This is a genomic window from Herbaspirillum huttiense, assembly GCF_004367745.1.
Lineage (GTDB): Bacteria > Pseudomonadota > Gammaproteobacteria > Burkholderiales > Burkholderiaceae_D > Herbaspirillum > Herbaspirillum huttiense.
In genome coordinates, this window is record NZ_CP037993.1 from 2,621,401 (window position 1) to 2,641,110 (window position 19,710).

At 63.0% G+C, this 19,710-nt stretch carries 16 protein-coding genes and 1 pseudogene; 6 read left to right on the top strand and 11 right to left on the bottom strand.

Annotated elements, in window-relative coordinates:
- The first annotated feature begins 73 nt into the window (after positions 1-73).
- Complete coding sequence (locus tag E2K99_RS11880; RefSeq protein WP_134222333.1) at positions 74-643, top strand: DUF4142 domain-containing protein; 570 nt, start codon at positions 74-76, stop codon at positions 641-643.
- Positions 644-784: 141 nt separating this feature from the next.
- On the top strand, positions 785-1,033 hold the full coding sequence (locus E2K99_RS11885; RefSeq protein ID WP_121040142.1) for a hypothetical protein: 249 nt from the start codon (positions 785-787) through the stop codon (positions 1,031-1,033).
- A 385-nt stretch (positions 1,034-1,418) separates the two neighbouring features.
- Here E2K99_RS11885 and E2K99_RS11890 read toward each other — a convergent pair.
- The 4 genes and pseudogenes from E2K99_RS11890 to E2K99_RS11905 all read right to left on the bottom strand — a co-directional run.
- Positions 1,419-1,967, bottom strand: a pseudogene (locus E2K99_RS11890) (type 1 glutamine amidotransferase domain-containing protein); the annotation flags it as partial.
- A gap of 72 nt (positions 1,968-2,039) precedes the next feature.
- Positions 2,040-2,258: a hypothetical protein gene (locus E2K99_RS11895; RefSeq protein WP_121040144.1), complete on the bottom strand. Its 219-nt coding sequence runs from the start codon at positions 2,256-2,258 to the stop codon at positions 2,040-2,042.
- A 146-nt stretch (positions 2,259-2,404) separates the two neighbouring features.
- Positions 2,405-2,662, bottom strand: coding sequence for a hypothetical protein (locus E2K99_RS11900; protein WP_134222334.1), 258 nt, complete (start codon positions 2,660-2,662; stop codon positions 2,405-2,407).
- A 3-nt stretch (positions 2,663-2,665) separates the two neighbouring features.
- Positions 2,666-4,360, bottom strand: coding sequence for a thiamine pyrophosphate-binding protein (locus tag E2K99_RS11905; RefSeq protein WP_134222335.1), 1,695 nt, complete (start codon positions 4,358-4,360; stop codon positions 2,666-2,668).
- Positions 4,361-4,589: 229 nt separating this feature from the next.
- Here E2K99_RS11905 and ku point away from each other — a divergent pair, with 229 nt between their 5' ends.
- The 4 genes from ku to E2K99_RS11925 all read left to right on the top strand — a co-directional run bounded on the left by ku (position 4,590) and on the right by E2K99_RS11925 (position 10,922).
- A complete protein-coding gene (gene ku / locus E2K99_RS11910; protein WP_134222336.1) occupies positions 4,590-5,606 on the top strand; it encodes a non-homologous end joining protein Ku in 1,017 nt (338 codons plus the stop codon).
- Positions 5,603-8,176, top strand: a complete 2,574-nt coding sequence (gene ligD / locus E2K99_RS11915; RefSeq protein ID WP_134222337.1) for a DNA ligase D — start codon at positions 5,603-5,605, stop codon at positions 8,174-8,176. The genes ku and ligD overlap by 4 nt, the downstream gene beginning before the upstream one ends.
- Positions 8,177-8,362: 186 nt before the next feature.
- Positions 8,363-9,448 (top strand): nucleotide excision repair endonuclease, encoded by a 1,086-nt coding sequence (locus E2K99_RS11920; RefSeq protein ID WP_240733894.1) that lies wholly within the window; start codon positions 8,363-8,365, stop codon positions 9,446-9,448.
- A gap of 106 nt (positions 9,449-9,554) precedes the next feature.
- Positions 9,555-10,922, top strand: a complete 1,368-nt coding sequence (locus E2K99_RS11925) for a hypothetical protein (RefSeq protein WP_205703778.1) — start codon at positions 9,555-9,557, stop codon at positions 10,920-10,922.
- Positions 10,923-11,151: 229 nt separating this feature from the next.
- Here the strand turns inward: E2K99_RS11925 and E2K99_RS25875 are convergent, their stop codons facing one another.
- The 7 genes from E2K99_RS25875 to E2K99_RS11960 form a co-directional block, all read right to left on the bottom strand.
- Positions 11,152-11,568 (bottom strand): hypothetical protein, encoded by a 417-nt coding sequence (locus tag E2K99_RS25875; protein WP_240733895.1) that lies wholly within the window; start codon positions 11,566-11,568, stop codon positions 11,152-11,154.
- Between the two features lie 10 nt (positions 11,569-11,578).
- Positions 11,579-12,373, bottom strand: a complete 795-nt coding sequence (locus E2K99_RS11935; protein WP_338033891.1) for a type VI secretion system Vgr family protein — start codon at positions 12,371-12,373, stop codon at positions 11,579-11,581.
- 290 nt (positions 12,374-12,663) lie between these two features.
- Positions 12,664-13,467, bottom strand: coding sequence for a transporter substrate-binding domain-containing protein (locus E2K99_RS11940; protein WP_134222339.1), 804 nt, complete (start codon positions 13,465-13,467; stop codon positions 12,664-12,666).
- Positions 13,468-13,527: 60 nt separating this feature from the next.
- Positions 13,528-14,184 (bottom strand): ligase-associated DNA damage response endonuclease PdeM, encoded by a 657-nt coding sequence (gene pdeM / locus E2K99_RS11945; protein WP_134222340.1) that lies wholly within the window; start codon positions 14,182-14,184, stop codon positions 13,528-13,530.
- Positions 14,181-16,739, bottom strand: coding sequence for a ligase-associated DNA damage response DEXH box helicase (locus E2K99_RS11950; protein WP_134222341.1), 2,559 nt, complete (start codon positions 16,737-16,739; stop codon positions 14,181-14,183). Before E2K99_RS11950 ends, pdeM begins: the two co-directional genes overlap by 4 nt.
- Positions 16,720-18,423: an ATP-dependent DNA ligase gene (locus tag E2K99_RS11955; protein WP_134222342.1), complete on the bottom strand. Its 1,704-nt coding sequence runs from the start codon at positions 18,421-18,423 to the stop codon at positions 16,720-16,722. The genes E2K99_RS11950 and E2K99_RS11955 overlap by 20 nt, the downstream gene beginning before the upstream one ends.
- Complete coding sequence (locus E2K99_RS11960; RefSeq protein ID WP_134222343.1) at positions 18,416-19,486, bottom strand: ligase-associated DNA damage response exonuclease; 1,071 nt, start codon at positions 19,484-19,486, stop codon at positions 18,416-18,418. The genes E2K99_RS11955 and E2K99_RS11960 overlap by 8 nt, the downstream gene beginning before the upstream one ends.
- Between the last annotated feature and the right edge of the window lie 224 nt (positions 19,487-19,710).

Genomic DNA, 19,710 nt, shown 5'->3' on the forward strand with positions numbered 1-19,710 from the left:
GACTACAGTGAAAACATGGCAGCCCCGAATGGGGCAGAAGCTGATCCATCATCCACACGACAAGGAGCCTTTCATGCAACGTACCCAGAATATTCAATCCCGCCTGCACACCTGTGCCAGCCGCCGCCTGATCGGTGCCGGCGTTCTGATGCTCGCTGGTGCAGCCTTGTCCTTCAATGCCGCGGCCGAGTCCGTGAACAGCAAGGACAAGAGCTTCATGACCAACGCCGCCGAAGCCGGCCACGCTGAAATCGAAGCCAGCAAGATCGCGCTCGAAAAGAGCAGCAACCAGGCCGTCAAGGATTACGCCCAGAAAATGATCGACCAGCACACCACGGTCGACGAGCAGCTCAAGCAACTGGCCTCCAGCAAGGATGTCACCCTGCCGGCTGAACCCAGCATGGCCCAGCGCGCCAAGATCGCCATCCTGGAAAAGCTCAAGGGCAATACCTTCGACAAGCGCTATGCCAGCATGATTGGTGTCTCTGCACATGAAGATGCGGTCAAGCTGTTCCAGAAGTCGTCCAAGGAAGCCCAAGATCCGGATGTGAAGACTTTTGCCGCCAAGACGCTGCCGGGCCTGCAGGAACACCTGCAGATGGGCCGTGACCTGAAGAAAACCGTGGATGCTGCCAAGAAATAATCATCATCCCTTCAGTCGATCAGCACTGCAAATGAAATAAACCTTCCCTTGCGGCGTTGATCGACTAAGCTGTAGTCAGCTTCACTCCCGCCCCCTGTCATGCCGTCCCCCCCTCACGCCCGTGTGCCCAGGAGACTTGCCATGAAACACTTCGCCCGCTCCGTCGAACAGCAGCAAGCCGGTCACTTCATGCCGCGTGTCACCAAGCTGGACAAGCACAAATACGTTGCCTACATCGATACCCGTATCGATGAACTCTGGCATATGGATTTGCTGGACCTCGGTGCGCAACCGGTGCGTATCTGCAAGAAACGTAAAGCGGCCGAGAAGGCTGCCCTGGCACTGCTCGCCGAAGCCATGCACAAGCATCAAGCGGAACAGAGGGGTTAGGCCGCCGATGGATGCCGGCCATTTGCCTGGCATCCTTGGTGGTGTCAATGCCGTCCGGCGTGGTCCGGGCGGCATGCTCGTTTTCAGGGCTGGCAGTTTTGGTCAATTCCTTCACGCAACAGGCGCGCGCTTCAGAGCCAACCCGTCGCCCGGCCATAAAAAATCGAGGGGCTAGCCCTCGATTTTCACTTTCCTTCATATCAGCCTGAAACCGTGCTTAACCATCGCTTTGCGCCGATTCGCCATGGGCGACCGCAAAGGCTTCGCTTTCATGGTTGGGCGGTGCGGCCGGGGCACTGCCTTTCTCCGACAATTGCGGTTTGGAGGAGCCGCCGGCAGAGATGGAGCCATCGCCTGCAGCGTCGGCGGGTTGCTGGCGCTGTTCACGGCGCTGCTGCTCATCCAGCAGTTTCATGAATTCATTGTTGAAGGCCGGGATATCGGCGGGTTTGCGCGAGGACACGAAGTTTTCGTCCCGCACCACTTCCTGGTCGACCCACTGGCCACCCGCATTCTTGAAGTCATCCTGCAGGCTGGGCCAACTGGTGACCGTGCGGCCCTTGGCGATGCCCGCCGAGATCAGCAGCCAGCCGCCATGGCAGATGGAGGCGATGGGCTTTTCCGCATCATTGGCGGCGCGTACGAAATTGCGGGCTTCGGGCAGCAGGCGCATGGCGTCGCCATTGACCACGCCACCCGGCAGCAGCACGGCGGAATAATCAGCCGGATTGGCGCTATCCAGACTGCCATCGACACTGACCACTTCGCCCTTGTCCACGTGCTTGAAGCCCTGCACGCTGTCACTCTTGTCGGAGAGGATGTGGACCGTCGCGCCGGCGGCTTCCAGCGCCTTTTTCGGTTCCAGCAGTTCGGCCTGCTCGAAGCCATCGGTCACCAGCACGGCGACCTTCAATTGGTTGTAGCGATTGCTCATCATGGTTCTCCCTTCATCAAATAAAAAAGCGGCCGGCATGCACCGGCCGCCCAGAAATCGGGCGCAACTGGATCAGTTGGCCTTGGGGGTGTTTTCCTTGACCCGGTGGCTGTTCTGGTGGTCGTCCTTGGCCTTGTCCATCTCGGGCGCCTTTTCGATGCGCGTGATGTTGGAGGTGGACACCGGATCGCTGCCGGGGAAGCTCATCTCATTGGCCTCATCCAGCGTTACTTCGGACGGCGTGTCGTACTGGTTGGGACGATGGTCCTTGCCGGTTTTGCTTTCGCTCATGCTGTTCTCCTTCTGGTCTGATGGAATGGGCTGGCAAGCGGTCAGCCTGTGAGATGAAGCTTACTGCGCCTGCCGCTGCCCCCCTATAAGCGGGAGGCGCAACCGCACGTAAGAATGCGCGAGGAAGATTTCTCCCCGCGCAGATTTCACGGCCAGGGGGCCGGAGTCACGTCTTCGAACTGTGCTTGCTGCGCGCCGCTGGCGGGAATGCCGTCGGGTTTGCGGCCCGGGTGCAGCATGGTGCCGGTGAGCAGATCCAGTTCACGTTCGGCCGCAATGAACGCGCTGTCGTCCAGCGGCTGTTCCGCCACCGGCCAGTGCTCGATGGCCCAGCGCTTGTATTGCTCGAAACGCAGGCGCAGCTGCCTGGCGTACTCTTCTCGTTGTTGTTCGATGGCCTCCATGGTTCATCCTCCTTGCATGGCAATCAGGCTTTCCTTGACCTTGGCCAGGCCGAATTTCCAGATCTGCTCCATCTTGATGTGCGGCATGACGGGCAGCTCCGACGGATCGATGAAAACATCCAGCACCGCCGGGCCAGGCGCGGCCAGCAGTTGCTGCAGGCTCTCCTGCAACTCTTCCGGGGCGCGCGCAGTGAAACCTTGGCCGCCACAGGCCCGGGCGAAGGCGGCGAAGTCGGCATTGGGGAATTCCGAGCCCTCGAAGGCAGGCATGCCGGCTTCTTCCATCTCCAGATGCACCAGGCCCCATTCACGGTTGTTGAAGACGATCACCTTTACCGGCAGCTTGTGCTCCACGCTGGTCATGAACTCACCCAGCAGCATGGTGAAGCCGCCGTCACCCACGCCCACGATCACCTGTCGTTCGCGGTCCAGTGCCTGGATGCCATTGGCCTGGCCAAGCGAAGTGCCGACCGCGGCATTGTTGAACGAGGCCAGCAGGCGCTGCCGGCCGCGCTGGCGGATCCAGTTGCCGCACCAGAGCGTGACCACGCCGGTATCGATGACGAAGCGGGCATCGTCGTCAGCCAGATCGCTCAGGGCGCGGGCCACGCTTTGCGGTTTGATCTTCTTGTGATGGCGCTTGATCTCGGCGGCGCTGTCCAGCTTGCTGTTCCAGCGTTCACGATCGGCATTGGCTTTCTGCAGGAAACTGCCATCGGTCTTGCCGTCGACCTTTTCCAGCAAGGCTTGCACGGCCGGTCCGACCGAGCCGGTAATGCCCAGCGTGACCGGGGCGCGGCGGCCGAGCACGAAACCGCGTTCGTCAATCTGGATGATCTTGGCTTTGGTCGGCAGGAATTCCGAATACGGATAATCCGAGCCCAGCATCAGCATCACCTCTGCACCATGCAGGGCATCAGTGCCTGGCGCGCCGCCGATGAGGCCGACGCCACCGATCCAGTGCGGATGGTCGTAAGCCACCAGATCCTTGGCTCGGAAGGTATGCATGACCGGAGCCTGCAGCTTGCTGGCCAGGGCCAGCACCTGGTCGATGGAACCGCGGCAGCCATTGCCGGCGAAGATGGCCACCGAGCCGGCGGCATTGATCAGTTCAGCCGCAGCGGCAATCTCGGCGGCCGGCGGGGCCAGTTCACTGCGCTCACGCAGCGTATGAATGCTGGGGACGGTGCCGCTGACCTTGGCTCCGATGATGTCTGCAGGAATGTTCAGGTGCGCTACGCCGCGCTGTGCATAGGCCTGGGCGATGGCCTGGTGGAACACGGCAGGGGCCTGTTCCGGGCTGGTGATGACCTGGCTGTAGGCAGCCACATCGCGGAACAGCATGTCGGGTGAATTTTCCTGCAAATAGTCGGTGCCGCGCTTGGCTGCGGGCACACCGCCTGAAATGGCCAGCACCGGCGCGTGGTCCTTGCGGGCTTCGTAGAGCCCGGCCACCAGGTGGTTGGCACCGGGGCCGGTGGTGCCGCAGCACACGGCCAGGCGGCCGGTCAGTTTGGCCTGGCCGGCGGCGGCCAGGGCGGCACCTTCTTCGTGGCGTACACCGATCCATTCGATGCGCTTGTCACGGCGGATGGCGTCGGTCAGGGGATTCAAAGCATCACCGACGACGCCAAAGATCTGGCGCACGCCGATCTCGTAGAGCGTGTCGATGAGGATGTCTGCAACGGTAGCGGGCATGGCGGCTCCTGGGAGGGGGAGGGAATCGCTCAAGAGTAAGTCCGGCAGTGCCGGGCCTGTATCGGCATGTGCGGTAAATCCATGTAGGAGAAGACCGGGCGGGAGGCAGCAAGGCGCGCCATGGCGGGCGGGAGCGGCACATTCCTACGCGGGCTTCATCGGCAGTCCGACTGCGCGGCGGCGGGGGCGATTTGATAATCGGCGCATCAGCGAACTTGCGGAGGAAGCGATGCGACGCGCACTGTGGAAGGGAGCCATCAGCTTCGGGCTGATCAATATCCCGGTCGAACTCTATACCGCCGAAAAACACGATGAGCTGGATTTCACCCTGCTCGACAAGCGCGACCTGTCCCCGGTGGGCTACAAGCGCTACAACAAGAAATCCGGGCGCGAAGTCCCTTGGGAAAACATCATCAAGGGCTACCAGTACGAGGAGGGCAAGTTCGTCCTCATGTCCGATGAAGATTTGCGCCAGGCCAATGTGGAGGCCACCCAGAGCATCGACATCCAGAGCTTCGTGGAGCGTGAGCGAGTCCCCATCCTCTACTACGAGCAGCCGTATTTCCTGGCCCCGGCCAAGGGTGGCGACAAGGCCTACGCCTTGTTGCGCGAAACCCTGCTGGCCAGCGACAAGATGGCCATTGCCCAGATTGTCATCCGTACCCGGCAGCATCTGGCCGCCCTGATTCCCCAAGGCGACATGCTGCAACTGATCACCTTGCGCTATCCCAGCGAATTGCGGGCACCGGATGACTTGCCGGTGCCGTCACGAAAATCGAAGAAATCCGCCGTGACCAAGCAGGAAGTCGAGATGGCGCGGGCGCTGGTGGATCACATGTCTTCCGATTGGGAGCCCGGCCAGTTCCACGATACCTATCGTGATGACGTGCTGGCGCTCATCAAGAAGAAGATCAAGAGCCGCCAGACGCATGCGGTGGCCGAACCCGATGAGGCCGCTGCGCCAGCTACTTCGGGCGCGAAGGTGGTGGACCTGATGGCCTTGCTCAAGAGCAGTCTGGATGGACGAGGCAAATCCAAGCCAGCCCCGAAAGACAAGGCTGAAGAAAGCACTGCCAAGGTCCACAAGATGGCCGACCGCAAGCCTGCCAAACGCAGCAGCGCGGCCAAGAGCGAGTCCCGAACGGCGACCCGCAGCAAGGCGTCGCCCCGTAGCAAGGCCGCCGCCAGCAAGAGTACGGCGCGCAGCACGCCTGCGCGCGCCAACGCCAGGAGGGCGCAGGCATGAGCCGGTCGTCTTCCGCACTGGATCGTTACCATGCCAAGCGTGATTTCAGCATCACGCCCGAGCCGTCCGGCCACGCTCAGTCTGCCCCGCGGCAGGGCAAGCAGGCCTCACCGGAAGGCTTGCAGTTCTTCATCCAGCGCCATCATGCACGTCGGCTGCATTACGACTTCCGGCTGGAACTCGATGGCGTACTCAAGAGCTGGGCCGTTCCCAAGGGCCCGAGCCTGGACCCGCATGACAAGCGGCTCGCCGTGCGGGTCGAAGACCATCCTTTTGATTACGGCACGTTTGAAGGCGATATCCCGGCCCACCAGTACGGTGCCGGACATGTGGTGCTGTGGGATCGCGGCCAGTGGCAACCGCATGGCGATCCGCAGGCCGGGCTCAGGAAAGGCCATCTCAGCTTCCTGCTCACGGGTGAGAAACTGCAAGGCCGCTGGGCGCTGGTGCGCATGGGCAAGCCCGCCGAGGATGGCAAGGAGAATTGGCTGCTCATCAAGGAAGAAGATGACGCCGCCCGCACCGGTGCAGCCGCCGCCATCACCGACCTGCGCCCGGAAAGCGTGAAGGACCAGGGGGATACGCCCTCTGCCGGCAAGGCCATCGCGCCTTCACCCGTGCAATCCATGAGTGACATGCCCGAACGCATGGACGCGCAGTTAGCCACGCTCGCCGACACCGCACCCCAGGGCGAGGAATGGCTTTCCGAACTGAAGTTCGACGGTTATCGCGGCCTGTGCCGCATCGAGAGCGGCCGGGCTGCCATCCATACCCGGGAAGGATTGGACTGGAGCCATCGCTGGCCCATCCTGGTGGAGGCGCTGGCAAAGCTGCCGGTGGATCAGGCCTGGATCGACGGCGAGGTGGTGGCACTGGATGTCGACGGCCGTGTCAGTTTCGAGGCCCTGCAAAATCTGGTGCGCGGCGACCGCCAGCAGGCCAACGGCATCCGCCTGGCCCTGTACGCCTTCGACCTGCTGTACCTGAATGGCCATGACGTGCGCCAACTCCCGCTGCACCAGCGCAAAGAGTTGTTGCGCGAGGTGATTCCGGGTGGCGATGAACAGGGCTTGCTGCTCTACAGCGAGCATATCGCCGGCCACGCAGATGAAGTATTTCGCCACGCGTGCCAGCACGGGATGGAAGGCATCGTGGTCAAGCGGGCCGATGCGCCCTATAGCGGGCGGCGCGACCGCAACTGGATCAAGGTCAAGTGCGAACATCGGCAGGAGTTCGTTATCGCGGGTTATACCGAGCCGGCCGGACAGCGCAGCGGCTTCGGGGCCATCCTGGTGGGTGTGCATGACGAACAAGGGCAACTGCAATATGCCGGCCGCGTGGGCACGGGCTTCGACGAACGCTTGCTGGGCAGCATGCTCAAGCAGTTCCGCCAGCGCGAACAGGACCAGCCTGCCTTCGTCAATCCGCCGACCGGGCAGCAGCGGCGTGGCGTGCACTGGCTGAAGCCGGAACTGGTGGCAGAGGTGAAATTCGCCCAGTGGACCAAGTCCGGCATCCTGCGTCACGGGAGCTTCGTAGCGCTGCGCGAGGACAAGGCACCGGAGGAGATCGTCAGGGAAACGCCGGGAAGCGCCTCTGATGAGGTCCATCCCGAGAACGCGGAAGCGAAGCCGAAAGCGCCCGCCCGCCGCAGCGCCCAAGACCTGTCCAGGCCCGTGATGGTGGAGGGCGTCAAACTGACGCATCCCGGCAAGATCCTGTTCCCCGATACCGGCCTGACCAAGCTGGAACTGGCGCGCTACTACCAGAGCGTTGCGCCCTGGATCCTGCCCGAACTCAAGCAGCGCCCGCTATCCCTGGTGCGCTGCCCGGATGGCCATGCCGGGAAGTGCTTCTTCCAGAAACACACTGGCCAGGGCATGCCGGACGCCATCGAGACCATAGAAGTGCCGGAAGGCGAGGGTACGGCCCGCTACATGATGGTCAACGACGTCGCCGGACTGGTCGCCACCGTCCAGATGGGCGTCCTGGAGCTGCACGCCTGGGGGGCCACCGGGCGGGCGCTGGACAAGCCGGACCGGGTGGTGTTCGACCTCGATCCGGCACCTGATGTGCCCTGGGATACGGTGGTGGAGGGTGCGCAACTGGTACGGGGGCTGCTGGAGGAGCTTGGCCTGAGCTGTTTTTTGAAGACTTCCGGCGGCAAGGGCTTGCATGTCATGGTGCCAATTCGTCCGGAACACGACTGGGACGTCATCAAGGACTGGGCACACCGCCTGGCGGCGCACCTGGCGCGCCTGCTGCCGGATCGTTTCATCGCCCGCATGAGCAAGGCTGCCCGCACTGGCAAGATCTTCATCGACTACCTGCGCAATGCGCCCGGTGCCACTACGGTTGTGGCGTATTCGGTGCGCGCCCGCGACGGCGCGCCGGTGTCGGTGCCGATCACCTGGGAAGAGCTGGAGCAGGGCGTGCAGGCCGACCATTTTCGGGTCTCCGCCATGCGGAAAAGGCTGGAAAGCCTGTCCCACAGCGACCCTTGGGCCGATTTCCACAAGTCACCGCAGCGCCTGACGCTCGCCATGCTCGATGCCTTCGATCCGGCCTGAGCCGGCCGGCAAGCTCAACAAGGAGGTGATGTCCTACACGCGGTTCATCTTCCTGCCGACTGTGGATGACAAGGGCAAACTTCATAATCCACTTTAACTTGATGGACGCGGCTAGCCGGTCCGTTTGCAACCTGACAGAGCACGCCCCGCCGTGACATGAACAACAAGAAGGATTTGGCCAGCGCCATGAATACCATCAGCCACCGCACTTCGCTGACCCAGCTGTTTACCCGCCCCTTGCAAGCCGTGATGCCGGGCCTGATGCCTCAGGCTCCCGCTGCGCTGCACGTTGCCCAGCCGCGCAAGTTGCCGGCGGCACTGGTGGACCGCCTGCTGGAACAGGAAGGGCAGCGCGGCCTGCGCCACGCGGGCTTGCCCCGCGCCACCTTCAATGCACCGCAGCCGGCGGCCCATCGCGCTGCCACGTTCAGCTATCCGCTGCATATCGACCGCGCCAGCATTGAAGCATTGCCCGCAGCCTGCGGCGTCTACATTTTGCGTGGTGTGAACGATCAGGCTTTGTACGTGGGCCGCAGCGTGAACCTGCGCAGCCGCGTGCTGGCCCATTTGCACAATCATGAAGAACAATTCCTGATCGGCCAGACCCGCCGCATCGAATGCCGTCGCACCGCCGGTGAGCTGGGCGCTGCCCTGCTGGAAAGCAGCCTGCTGCGTGATCTGCGTCCGTCGCACAACAAGAAGCAGCGCACCAAGCGTGGACTGTTCACCTTGCGCCTGAACGAGGTCGGCCAGCCGCAGGTGGCCCAGGTTGAGGAACGTGAATTCAGCCGTGCCGAGAATCTGTTCGGCATCTATACCAGCGAGCGCGCGGCGCAGGAAGCCCTGCAAAAGATGGTCGAGCGCCATGGCCTGTGCTCCATTGCCACCGGTCTGGAGCAGCCCGATGGCATCGGCATGGCCTGCTTCGGCCGCCAGATCCGCCGTTGCCGCGGTGCCTGCACCGGTGAAGAAACGCATGAACAGCACCAGCAGCGCCTGATGCAGGCGCTGGAAGACTTGCGCATCCTGCCTTGGCCTTACGCTGGCCCGATGGCCCTGGTAGAGCAGGGTGATGGCTGGCAGCAGGTGCATGTCATCGATCATTGGCGTTATCTGGGCTCGCTGGACCGGGACAACCGCCAACTGGCCAGCCGTCCGGCCGCCAGTCTCAAGGGTTTTGACCTGGAGAGCTACAAGCTGATGATCCAGCCGTATCTGCTGGGCCAGTTGGAACTGCGTCCGCTGCCCGGGCTGCCGCTGGCGCAGGGCTGAATTCGCATTGACTTGGGCCGGTCTTCCCGGCCCTTGCTGTTTTTGCCGGACCTGAAGTCCGCATCACATTCCTCCCGCTTTTTCTGTATTGACTCCCTTCGATCCGATGCAACGACGATTCCCTCTCCCTGTCGCCGCCATCCTGCTGGCCGCTCCCTTCTGCCTGAACCCGGCCCATGCCGCTGATTCCGCAGGTTTCTGCAACACCGAGCAAACGCTGGACAAGGACCAGCTGGCTGCCACGCTGATCCGTACCTATCCCGTGAGTACCGCCTATCTGTCGGTCGGCAAGGAGCCAGCGCCGCTGAACTCGCCGCGTGCGCTGGTCGCCTGGCTGCTGCAAAAGCGCGCCACGGAAAAGTCAGGGGGACAGGCCTGCCAGGGCGACAGCTGCAACGTCGACCACATGGCGGCCGATGTGCAATCGCTGCTGGATGGCAAGGATGCCCGTTTCCAGCCTAGTGGCCGCAGCGATGTCATCGCCTTCTTCCGCGACAACAGCCGCGTGGCCTTGCGCTGCACGACGGCCGATGCCAGTCCTCGGCTGGCCCATGCAGATGCCGCCTTGCGCATGGGCGTGGCACCGGCTCCTGCATCGACGCCAGCGGCCGCACCTGCCGCGCCAGCCACGGCGCAGGCTCAGGAGGCTCAGCAGGCGGGCTGGATAGACCATGTACGCATTCGCGGCAATCCTGACCAGCTTTCCATCGATCATCGCAACAAGGCGGCTTTCGCCTCGGTCGATCGGGCCAGGGTGTCGCTGGCCAATGACGATGTGGCGCAATCGCGTACCAATGATGTTGTGGTGTTTGCCGGATATTCGCTGGACAAGCGGCCCATGGGCGAGCCGGGCAGCACCTATGAGGCGGTGCCTTATGTGGGCTTCAAGCAGAACCGGGTGACCACCTATGACACGGGCAATCCCGAGATCACCACGACGCGCACCAGCCAGATCGGGATGCTGTCCGCCTTTCACTTCGCGCATGCGGATACGGCCAATACGGAGGATCTGACGGCGCGTCCCGACTACCTGGTCAACAATACCGACGGCAGCCGCCTGCTGACGGTCAACTTCACGCTCACGCCGGTTCGCCCGGGCGTGCTCAACGATTTCCTGCGCTGGAACAACGGGCTGGCGTTCAAGCCGATTCTGATCGGCCAGAGCCGTAACGGTATCTACATCAACCGGGGGGATCCGGATGTCTACGACCAGCACCGGGATTTCATCCGACTGGGGGCGCAGGCGGGGTTCACGCTGTCTTCCACCAATCCGGCCTTGCCATTTGATTTCACCACGACCTATACCGGGTTGAAGGCTTTGCAGGGCAATCGCAGCATTCATTACTGGAAGTCGGTGCTGACTTACAACTTCAACCAGAACGTGGGCCTGAGCCTGGATTATTCGAACGGCTTGCTGCCCGATAGCGGGGATGCGGAACGCAAGTGGGGGTTGGGGGTGTCTAGCAAGTTCTGATGAGTGGACGCTGCGCTGTTGCGATACTTAATCGCATCCTGCACCAAGCCCGTAGAGCAGCCATTCGGTAGCTCTGCCCGCACGGACTCTCTTTCTTCGGGTAGGCATGCGTTTGCTTTCATCTCGCCCTGAACATTGATGGGCGGTAAATCAGAATGCGGCGGGCTCGCTGATGTCGTGGAGGGAGCGATGATGAACATCGAGAACAGATAGAGGAGGGGTCTGCTTTTCATAGAATCTTGGGTTCTAAGACAGTGATGTGAAAATGATGTGCATGTGTCTTTTCATTTCGTGATATTTGCAGATTGGCGACTGGCGCATTTTTGTCTTTGCTATTGGTATCCATGAACCATGGATCAAATATCTGCGAAACGGCTGGAGACTTCATCAGTGACTTTCTAAATGCTCTGACCTTGCTGGGTTCATTCTTATTTCTTTCTTCATTCCAAGCAGCTTCTGCCAGATTGAGCCTGACGTCTGCTTTTGCGGCCAGTTCTCTTGCCGTAGTTAAAGCTTCCAGTGCCGCTGAGTTGTCAGGATGGTTTTTACTCGCTTTAGCGGCTTTCACAAGCTGCTGACGAGCAGTGGCTTGTTCTGTCTTCGCCTGCCTGAATTCTGCAAACAGAGATTTCTCAGCTTCACTCACATTAGGCGTGTCAATACCCCATTTTTTGCGAAGTTCTTCCCGATTCAGGTGAGTCCTGCTGGCCGGTGCCGTCGTAGACCGGCAGGTCCGGGACCTTGGCCTGGCCGTCGAAGATGACCAGTTTGTGGCGCGCCAGGTGCTGGCCAGTGGCGTGCGCTTGGCCGCCATCCTGTTGATGCTCGAAGCGAAAGTTCAGCCCCTCGCTGGCCAGGATACGGCGCAGCAAGGCGAAATCACTCTCGCGATATTGCGTGCAGATGTCGCGCTTGGACAGCGTCTGGGTGACATCCAGAGCGAAATTGGCTTGCGGGTATTCCTTCAGGACGGCGCTGGCGATGTCGGTAACGTTCATGTCCTGAAACAGGAAGCTGTCGCGGCGGCGGTCGAGGAAGGCGAGGAAGGATTCCAGCCGTAGCCTGTAGCGCGCCAGTCCGCCATCAGCACCCAGCCATGAAGCCTGCGTGCAGTAGCCATGCCAGGCGCGTCGGCTGCCGTCAGCCTGCAGCAGACGCAGGGTCAGCTCGGTGCCGATGAATTGCTTGAGATCGAGATCGGTGGAAACCGAAAGGGCATCGATGTCGAACTGGAAGTTGTCATTGACGCTCTCCTGGCCGTGGAAGCACTCCACGACCAGGGATTCAGACAGACCGGCTTCCTGCGCGCTGTCCAGCCTGATCAGGCGCGCGTGTTGCGACAGGCCGGGGCCGAAGAGCGAAGAGGGGAAGCCAGCAAGGAGTGTGGAAGGAAAGCGCGGTGCAACGGGCGCGCTGTGCTGCCTGCCGGGCGGTGCTGCATCTTGCGTCACGGGATAGCCTCATCTTGATGGTCCGCCATTCGCGCTGTGCCGCGAATGACCGTGTGTTGGTCTTCAACACCACGCTGGCATCAAGTTGTCCCCGTGCTACCCCCGTATCGACTGCTGCATGGCAGCGGCGCTCAGCAATAAGCCCGCTCATTTTTGTGCCGTGCATTTTGCCAATCCGGGCCTTCACCCTCCATCGAAAAAGTTCGTTAATTCATGACTGAAATATGGGTAAGAAAAATAAAGCTTCATGCCGCAGCATGGCGACATGAAGCTTCAACCAGATTTGCTCTTTACTGGAACGTGCTGACCATCTTCGCCGGCAGCGGCACATTGAGCCATTTCTGCACGATGGCATTGAGTTCGCCGCTCTTCTTGGCCGCCGTCAGCACCTCGTTGACCTTGCCCAGCAAGGCCGTCTCTCCCTTGTTCAAGCCGACGTTGCAGGCCGATTCCTGGATGATGTACTTGAGCACCGGCTTGTTGTTGGGCGCCTTCTCCGCCAGGGCATAGGCGACGAAGTCGCCCGTACCTACCAGCTGTACCTGGCCCGAGACATAGGCCGAAATCATGGCGTTGTTGTCCTCATAGCGCTTGATGGTGGCGCTCTTGGGGGCCGTATCGGTCAGTTGCAGATCCTGGAAAGTGCCGCGCGCCACCCCCACGGTCTTGCCGGCCAGATCGGCGGGCCCGCTGACTGCCACGCTCGCCACGCCAAACACGCTGTTGTTGTAGGGCGCATAGGGCTGGGAAAAATCGATCACCTTCTCACGCTCGGCATTCTTGCCCAGCGTGGAAATGACCAGATCGGCCTTGTGAGTCTGCAGATAGGCGATGCGGTTGGCGCTGGCCACCGGAACCAGTTGCACCTTGACGCCCATTTTCTGGGCGATCAGCTTGGCGACATCGATGTCCAGCCCCTGCAACTGCAGGTCCGTGTTGACGGAACCGAAAGGCGCAAAGTCCTGCGGTACGCCGATGCGCACCACGCCGGCCTTCTGGATGTCGGCCAGTGCATCGGCCTGTGCCGGCGCGTTGGCCAGCACGCCCAGACTGAGTGCAATCGAAAGGGTCAGCAGGCGGTGTTTGGATGTCATTTTCTTGGTCTCCTCGTATGAATATCAGCGCGCCGATGATACCCCGTATTGGAGGGCGGTTCAGCCGGGCAGCGGCAAGACACAATCCTCGGCCGCCAGGTAGATGCGCTGCCCCGGCAAGGCATCGACACGATAGCCGCCCGTGAACGCGCCAAACGCCGGGAGCATGGCCCAGCGCCCGTCCACCACGAAGCAGGGCAGCCGCAAGCTGTCGCCCGCCGAGGACAGGCGATACACCGGATGCACATGGCCGACAATGGCAAAGGCACCCTCCACCGTCTGCGGATGATGGCAAAAGGCCAGCGGGCCGACCCGCCAGGGTTCATCGACCAGCTCCATGCCCAGTGCTTCAGGCGGATCCCCCGCATGATGGTCGTGATTGCCGCGCACCAGCGTGAGCGTCAGTCCCGCGTTGCGGCCACGCCATTGCGCCAGCGCCGCGAGCGTTCCTGCAGCACGGCCCGCGCGAGCATGCAGGAAATCCCCAAGGAACACGATGTGACGCACCGCATGCTGCTGAACCAGCGCATCAATGGCCTCCAGGTTGGCGCGGGTCGTGCCGTGCGGTACCGGAATGCCGCCCGCCCGAAACGCCGCCGCCTTGCCGAAATGCACATCGGCCAGGATCAGCATGCCGCGCTCGCGCCACAGCACGGCGCGTTCCGGCAACATGGTCAGGATGGCGCCATCGGCGTCGAAGCTGGGGTATTGCGTCATGCGGCAGTCCGGGGCTTGGCCTTGCGCCGTGCGGCGGGCTGGGGTTGTTCACGAGAGGCGGTCTTGTCGGCGGCACCTTCCAGCTCGCGCAGCATGCGTGCGACGCGGTCCGCCAGTTTCTCGGTCGAGAGTTTCTCGCGGAAGCGTTCCACCATCAGCGGCAGCGCAAACGGGGTAGGGCGCTCCAGTTGCACCAGCGTCATGGTGCGCGCCCGCAGCTCGGCGAGGGTGCTGCGCAGGCGCTCCAGTTCCAGCTCCTGTTCCAGTACCTCGCGCTGGGCCTGGGTGAGCAGAAGATTGCCGGCATCATGCTTGCGGAAGACCTCGAAGAACAGCGCCGACGACGCCTGCAACTGGCGCGCGCTCTTGTGCTGGCCCGGATAGCCTTGGCTGACCAGTCCGGCAATGCGGGCGATCTCGCGGAAGCGCCGTTGCGACAATTCCGTCGCGTTCAGGCTGGCGAGTACGTCCTCCAGCAAATGCTCTTCGCTGAAAAGGTCCTGCGCCTGTTGCGGGGCCAGACGGGCCATCTCCACCTGGTCCGCCGCCAGCAATTCGAAACCATAGTCGTTCACGGCAATGGAGAAGGTGGCTGCGCGCGTGCTGGCCAGTCGCCAGGCGAGCAGCGAGGCCAGCCCCATGTGGACCAGACGCCCGGCAAAGGGATAGAAGAACAGGTGATGCCCCTCGCGGCTTTTGAGGGCTTCCACCACCAGCCGCTCCCCCGTCGGCAGCGCCGACCAGGCATGCTGCAAGGCCAGTAGCGGCTGCACGGCCTGCATCTCGGGGCCGTCGAAGTGCTGTTGCTCGGCTTGTTGCAAACGATCCAGGACGGCATGCGCCAGTGTCGAGGACAAGGGCATGCGCCCGCCTTGCCAGCGAGGGACCGCGCCACTGCCGGCGGTGCTGCGACGGACCCAGGCCGTCATCTCATGCACCCGGACAAATTCCAGCACCCGCCCCCCGAAGAGAAAACGGTCACCCGGACGCAGGCGCGCGATGAAACCTTCTTCGATGGTGCCGATGCGTCCGCCCTTCATGTACTGCACATGCAGGCTGGCATCGGCCACGATGGTGCCGATGTTCATGCGATGCCGGCGCGCGATGGCGGGCACATCCACACGGTAGACGCCATCCTCGCCCTGGCACACCCGGTGATATTCGGGATAGGCGGTCAGGCTCTGGCCCCCGCGCACCACGAAATCCAGCGCCCACTGCCACTGGTCCTCACGCAGATCGCGATAGGACCACGCTTGCCGTACTTCCTCTAGCAGCGCATCGGCCTGGAAGCCGCCGCCCAGCGCGATGGTGACCAGATGCTGCACCAGCACGTCCAATGGCGTTTCCGGTACCGGACGCTGTTCAACGCGGCCCGCTGCGACCGCATCCTGGGCCGCGATGGCTTCCACCAGTTCCAGGCTGTTGGTCGGCACCAGCGTGGCGCGCGAACTGCGACCCGGAGAGTGGCCGGAACGTCCCGCACGTTGCAGCAAGCGGGCCACGCCACGCGGACTGCCGATCTGCAATACCCGCTCTACCGGCGTGAAATCCACTCCCAGGTCCAGGCTGGAGGTGCAGACCACGGCCTTGAGCCGGCCATCGCGCAGGCCGTGCTCGACCCAGTCCCGCACTTCGCGGTCCAGCGAGCCATGGTGCAAGGCGATGATGCCAGCCCAGTCAGGCCGGGCGTCCAACAAATTCTGGTACCAAAGTTCAGCTTGGGACCGGGTATTGGTGAAGACCAGCGTACTGCCACTGGCCTCGATCTCCTGCACCACGGCCGGCAGCATCTGCATGCCCAGGTGGCCGGCCCAGGCAAAGCGCGCCGGTTGTGGCGGCAGAAGGGTATCGATGACGATGCGCTTGCGCTGTTCGCCGCGTACCAGCACGCCTTGTTCGGCAGCTGCCGGACCCAGCAGGGCTTGCAGTGATTGCTCAAGATTGCCGAGCGTCGCCGACAGCCCCCAGACCACCATTCCGGGCCGCCAGCGCCGCAGTCGCGCCAGCGCCAATTGCACCTGCACACCGCGCTTGTTGCCCATCAGCTCGTGCCATTCATCGACGATGACGGCATCGAGCCTGGCAAAGCGCTGCCGGGCATCGGCTTGCGAAAGCAGCAGGGACAGGCTTTCAGGGGTGGTCACCAGCGCCTGCGGCAGGGATTTCATCTGGCGCGCACGTTCGACGGAGGCGGTATCGCCGGTCCGCATGCCCGCCTGCCAGTGCGGCAGCAGATCGGCCAGCGGCGCTTGCAGGGCGCGCAGGGTGTCGGCCGCCAGGGCGCGCATCGGTGTAATCCACAAGACCCGCAAGCCAGGAGCGTTGGCGGGCAGGTCAGGCATGCCGAGCCTCGGCTCGGCATGGAGCAGGGCTCCGAACCAGACGGCATAGGTCTTGCCCGACCCCGTGCCGGAATGCAGCAAGCCGCTTTGGCCGCTGGCAGCGGCCTGCCAGACGGCGCGCTGGAAATCGAAGACTTCCCAGCCGCGCTGGCTGAACCATTGTTCTGCGCGTTTCAGTGCGGGCGCACGGGAGTTAGTCGTCTTGCGTGGCACGATGCAGTTCTTTCTGTTTTTCTTCAGGCGGCAGGCTGGCCGACGGCCCCAGCAGCGCCCGCAGGCTGGTCAGGGTATCGGCCTGCTCGATGGTCTTGTCCAGGCGCTGGCGCAGAATGCGCGGGAAGCGCACGGCGATGCCTGCCTTGTGGCGCGAGGACAGCGCAATTCCCTCGAAGCCGATCTCGAACACCATGCTCGGCTTGACGCTGCGGACGGGGCCGAATTTCTCGATGGTCGTCTTGCGGATGGCCTGGTCCACCACGGCAATTTCGGCATCAGTGAGGCCGGAATACGCCTTGGCGAAAGGTACGAGCTTGCGTTCGCCCTGGTCATCCGGTGCATCCCAGACCGCGAAGGTGTAATCGGTGTAGAGCGAGGCGCGTCGGCCATGGCCGGCCTGGGCGTAGATCAGCACGGCATCGATGGAATAAGGATCGACCTTCCACTTCCACCAGGTGCCGACATTGCGCGTGCGGCCGATGCCGTAATGGGCTTCCCGTTGCTTGAGCATCATGCCTTCCACACCGCGTTCGCGCGAGGTGCTGCGCAATCGCGCCAGCGCCTCCCAGTCGCCCGAGGCGATTTGCGGTGCCAGCATCAGCGCGGGGCTTGCATGGGCCTGCACCAGCGTTTCAAGCCGGCTGCGGCGTTCGTGCTGGGGCAGGCTGCGCAGGTCTTGCCCATCCTGCTCGAGCAGGTCGTAGGCAATCAAACCCGCCGGCAGGTCCGCCAGCAGTCGGGCGGTCAGGTTCTTGCGGCCGATACGTTTTTGCAGATCGGCGAAGGGGGCCACACGATCGGCCTGGGGGCCGGAATCGGGCAGGCGGATCACGATCTCGCCATCGATCACGGTGCCGTCCGGGAGGGCCAAAGCGGCTAGCTCGGGGAAGCGATCCGTGATCAATTCTTCACCGCGCGACCACAGCCAGTTGCTTCCCTGACGTCGCACCAGCTGGGCGCGGATGCCGTCGTATTTCCATTCGACTTGCCAGTCCGAGAGCGGACCCAGGGTGTCCGGTGTTTCCAACAGGGGATGCGCCAGGAAGAATGGATAGGGCTGGCCGCCCTGCAACTGCGCATCCTGGCCGTCCGCCGGCGCGATGAGCGCGGCGAAACGGCGGGCGTCCGGACGCGCGCGGCCATCTGTCCAACCAACCATGCGTTGCGCCACCAGCTTGGGATCGAGTTGCGCGACGCTGGCCAGTGCACGCGTGACCAGCAGCCGCGACACGCCCACGCGGAAACCACCGCCGATCAGTTTGGCGAGCAGGAAGCGTCCCTGCCAGTCCAGTTCATCCCAGGCAGCAAACAAGGCGGTGCGGATCACGGCAGGATCGGCCCCGCGCAAGGGCGCGATGCGCTCTTCCATCCAGCGCGCTAGCCCCAGGTCGCTTGACCCCTTGGGCGGCGGCAGGACGTGGGCGATGGTCTCGGCCAGGTCGCCGACGCTGTGATAGCACTCCTCGAACAGCCATTCATCGATCTGCGCGTATTCCATGGCGCATTGCTTGAGCAAGCCCGTCGGGACGGCCTGGCGCGGCTTGCCGCCTGCCAGGAAATACACCGCCCAGGCCGCATCGGCGGCATCGGCGCGGCCGAAGTAATCCTGCAGGGCCGCCAGCTTGCGCGTAGTGGAGGTGGTGGCATCCAGTTCGGCATACAGCCGTGAAAATTCACGCATGGCCACCTTCCTGCGCCGTCACGGCGGCGGCGGGGCCGGGGTTCTCGTCAGTTTCTTCATCTCCGTATTCAGTCGCGAAGGCCCCGGCATCCAGTCCGTTCTGACGCAGCCAGCGCACCATGGTGGCGACCTGGCCGTGGGTGACGATGACGCGTTCAGCACCGGTGGCGTGGATGGCTTCGTGCAGGGCCGGCCAGTCCGCATGGTCGGAGAGGATGAACCCGCGATCCACGCCACGCCGGCGGCGCGTGCCGCGCAGGCGCATCCAGCCGCTGGCGAAGGCATCGCTGTAGTCGCCGAAGCGGCGTATCCAGGGCGACCCGGCCGCCGATGGCGGGGCAATCACCAGACTGCCCGCGTAGGCGGCCGCCTTGCCGCGCTTCCCGGCTTCCGCTTCGCCGACCGTCAGGGTCTCCGGCAGGGCGATCCCGGCCTCGCGGTAGAGGCGATTGAGCGGCTCTACCGCGCCATGGCACACGATGGGGCCGATGCTGGCATCGATGCCGTGCAGGATGCGCTGCGCCTTGCCGAAGGAATAGCAGAACAAGACGCTGGCACGCCCCTCGGCGGCATTGCTGCGCCACCATTGGTTGATTTCCTCGAAAATTTCCCGCTGTGGTTGCCAGCGGTAGATCGGCATGCCGAATGTGGATTCGGTAATGAAGGCGTCGCAGCGTACCGGCTCGAAGGGGGCGCAGGTGCCATCCGTTTCCAGCTTGTAGTCACCGGAGGCTACCCAGATGCGGCCTTCATGTTCCATGCGCAGTTGCGCCGAGCCCAGCACGTGGCCGGCCGGGTGCAACGACAGGCGCACGCCATTGTGGGTAATGGTTTCGCCATAGGGCAGGGGCTGCAGGTTGATCTCTGCGCCCAGCCGCGCACGCAGGATGCCGGCCCCCGGCGCTGCTGCCAGATAGTGGCCATGCCCTACGCGCGCGTGGTCGGCGTGGGCATGCGTAATCACCGCGCGCGCCACCGGTCGCCAGGGATCGATGTAGAAATCGCCGGGCACGCAATACAGGCCCTCCTTGCGTACCACGACCATGTCTTCCTTGCCTGCCATTGCTGATGTGTCCTCGCTCTGCCTTGTCGAAATCGTGCGGCTCCGTTGTGCCGTGTCCGGCGGGCTTTGTCCATGCCTGCCGCGTCCTTGTCCCGGCTTTGCCGCGAGTTATATGAAGGTTCAGGCAAATTTGCCGCTACTTGTCACGCTCGGTCAGCTTAACGGCAAGCCGGTCCGGAAGCTGTCAGTGCCTGTCTTGCCTTTCTGTCAGCGGGAAGGTCGCA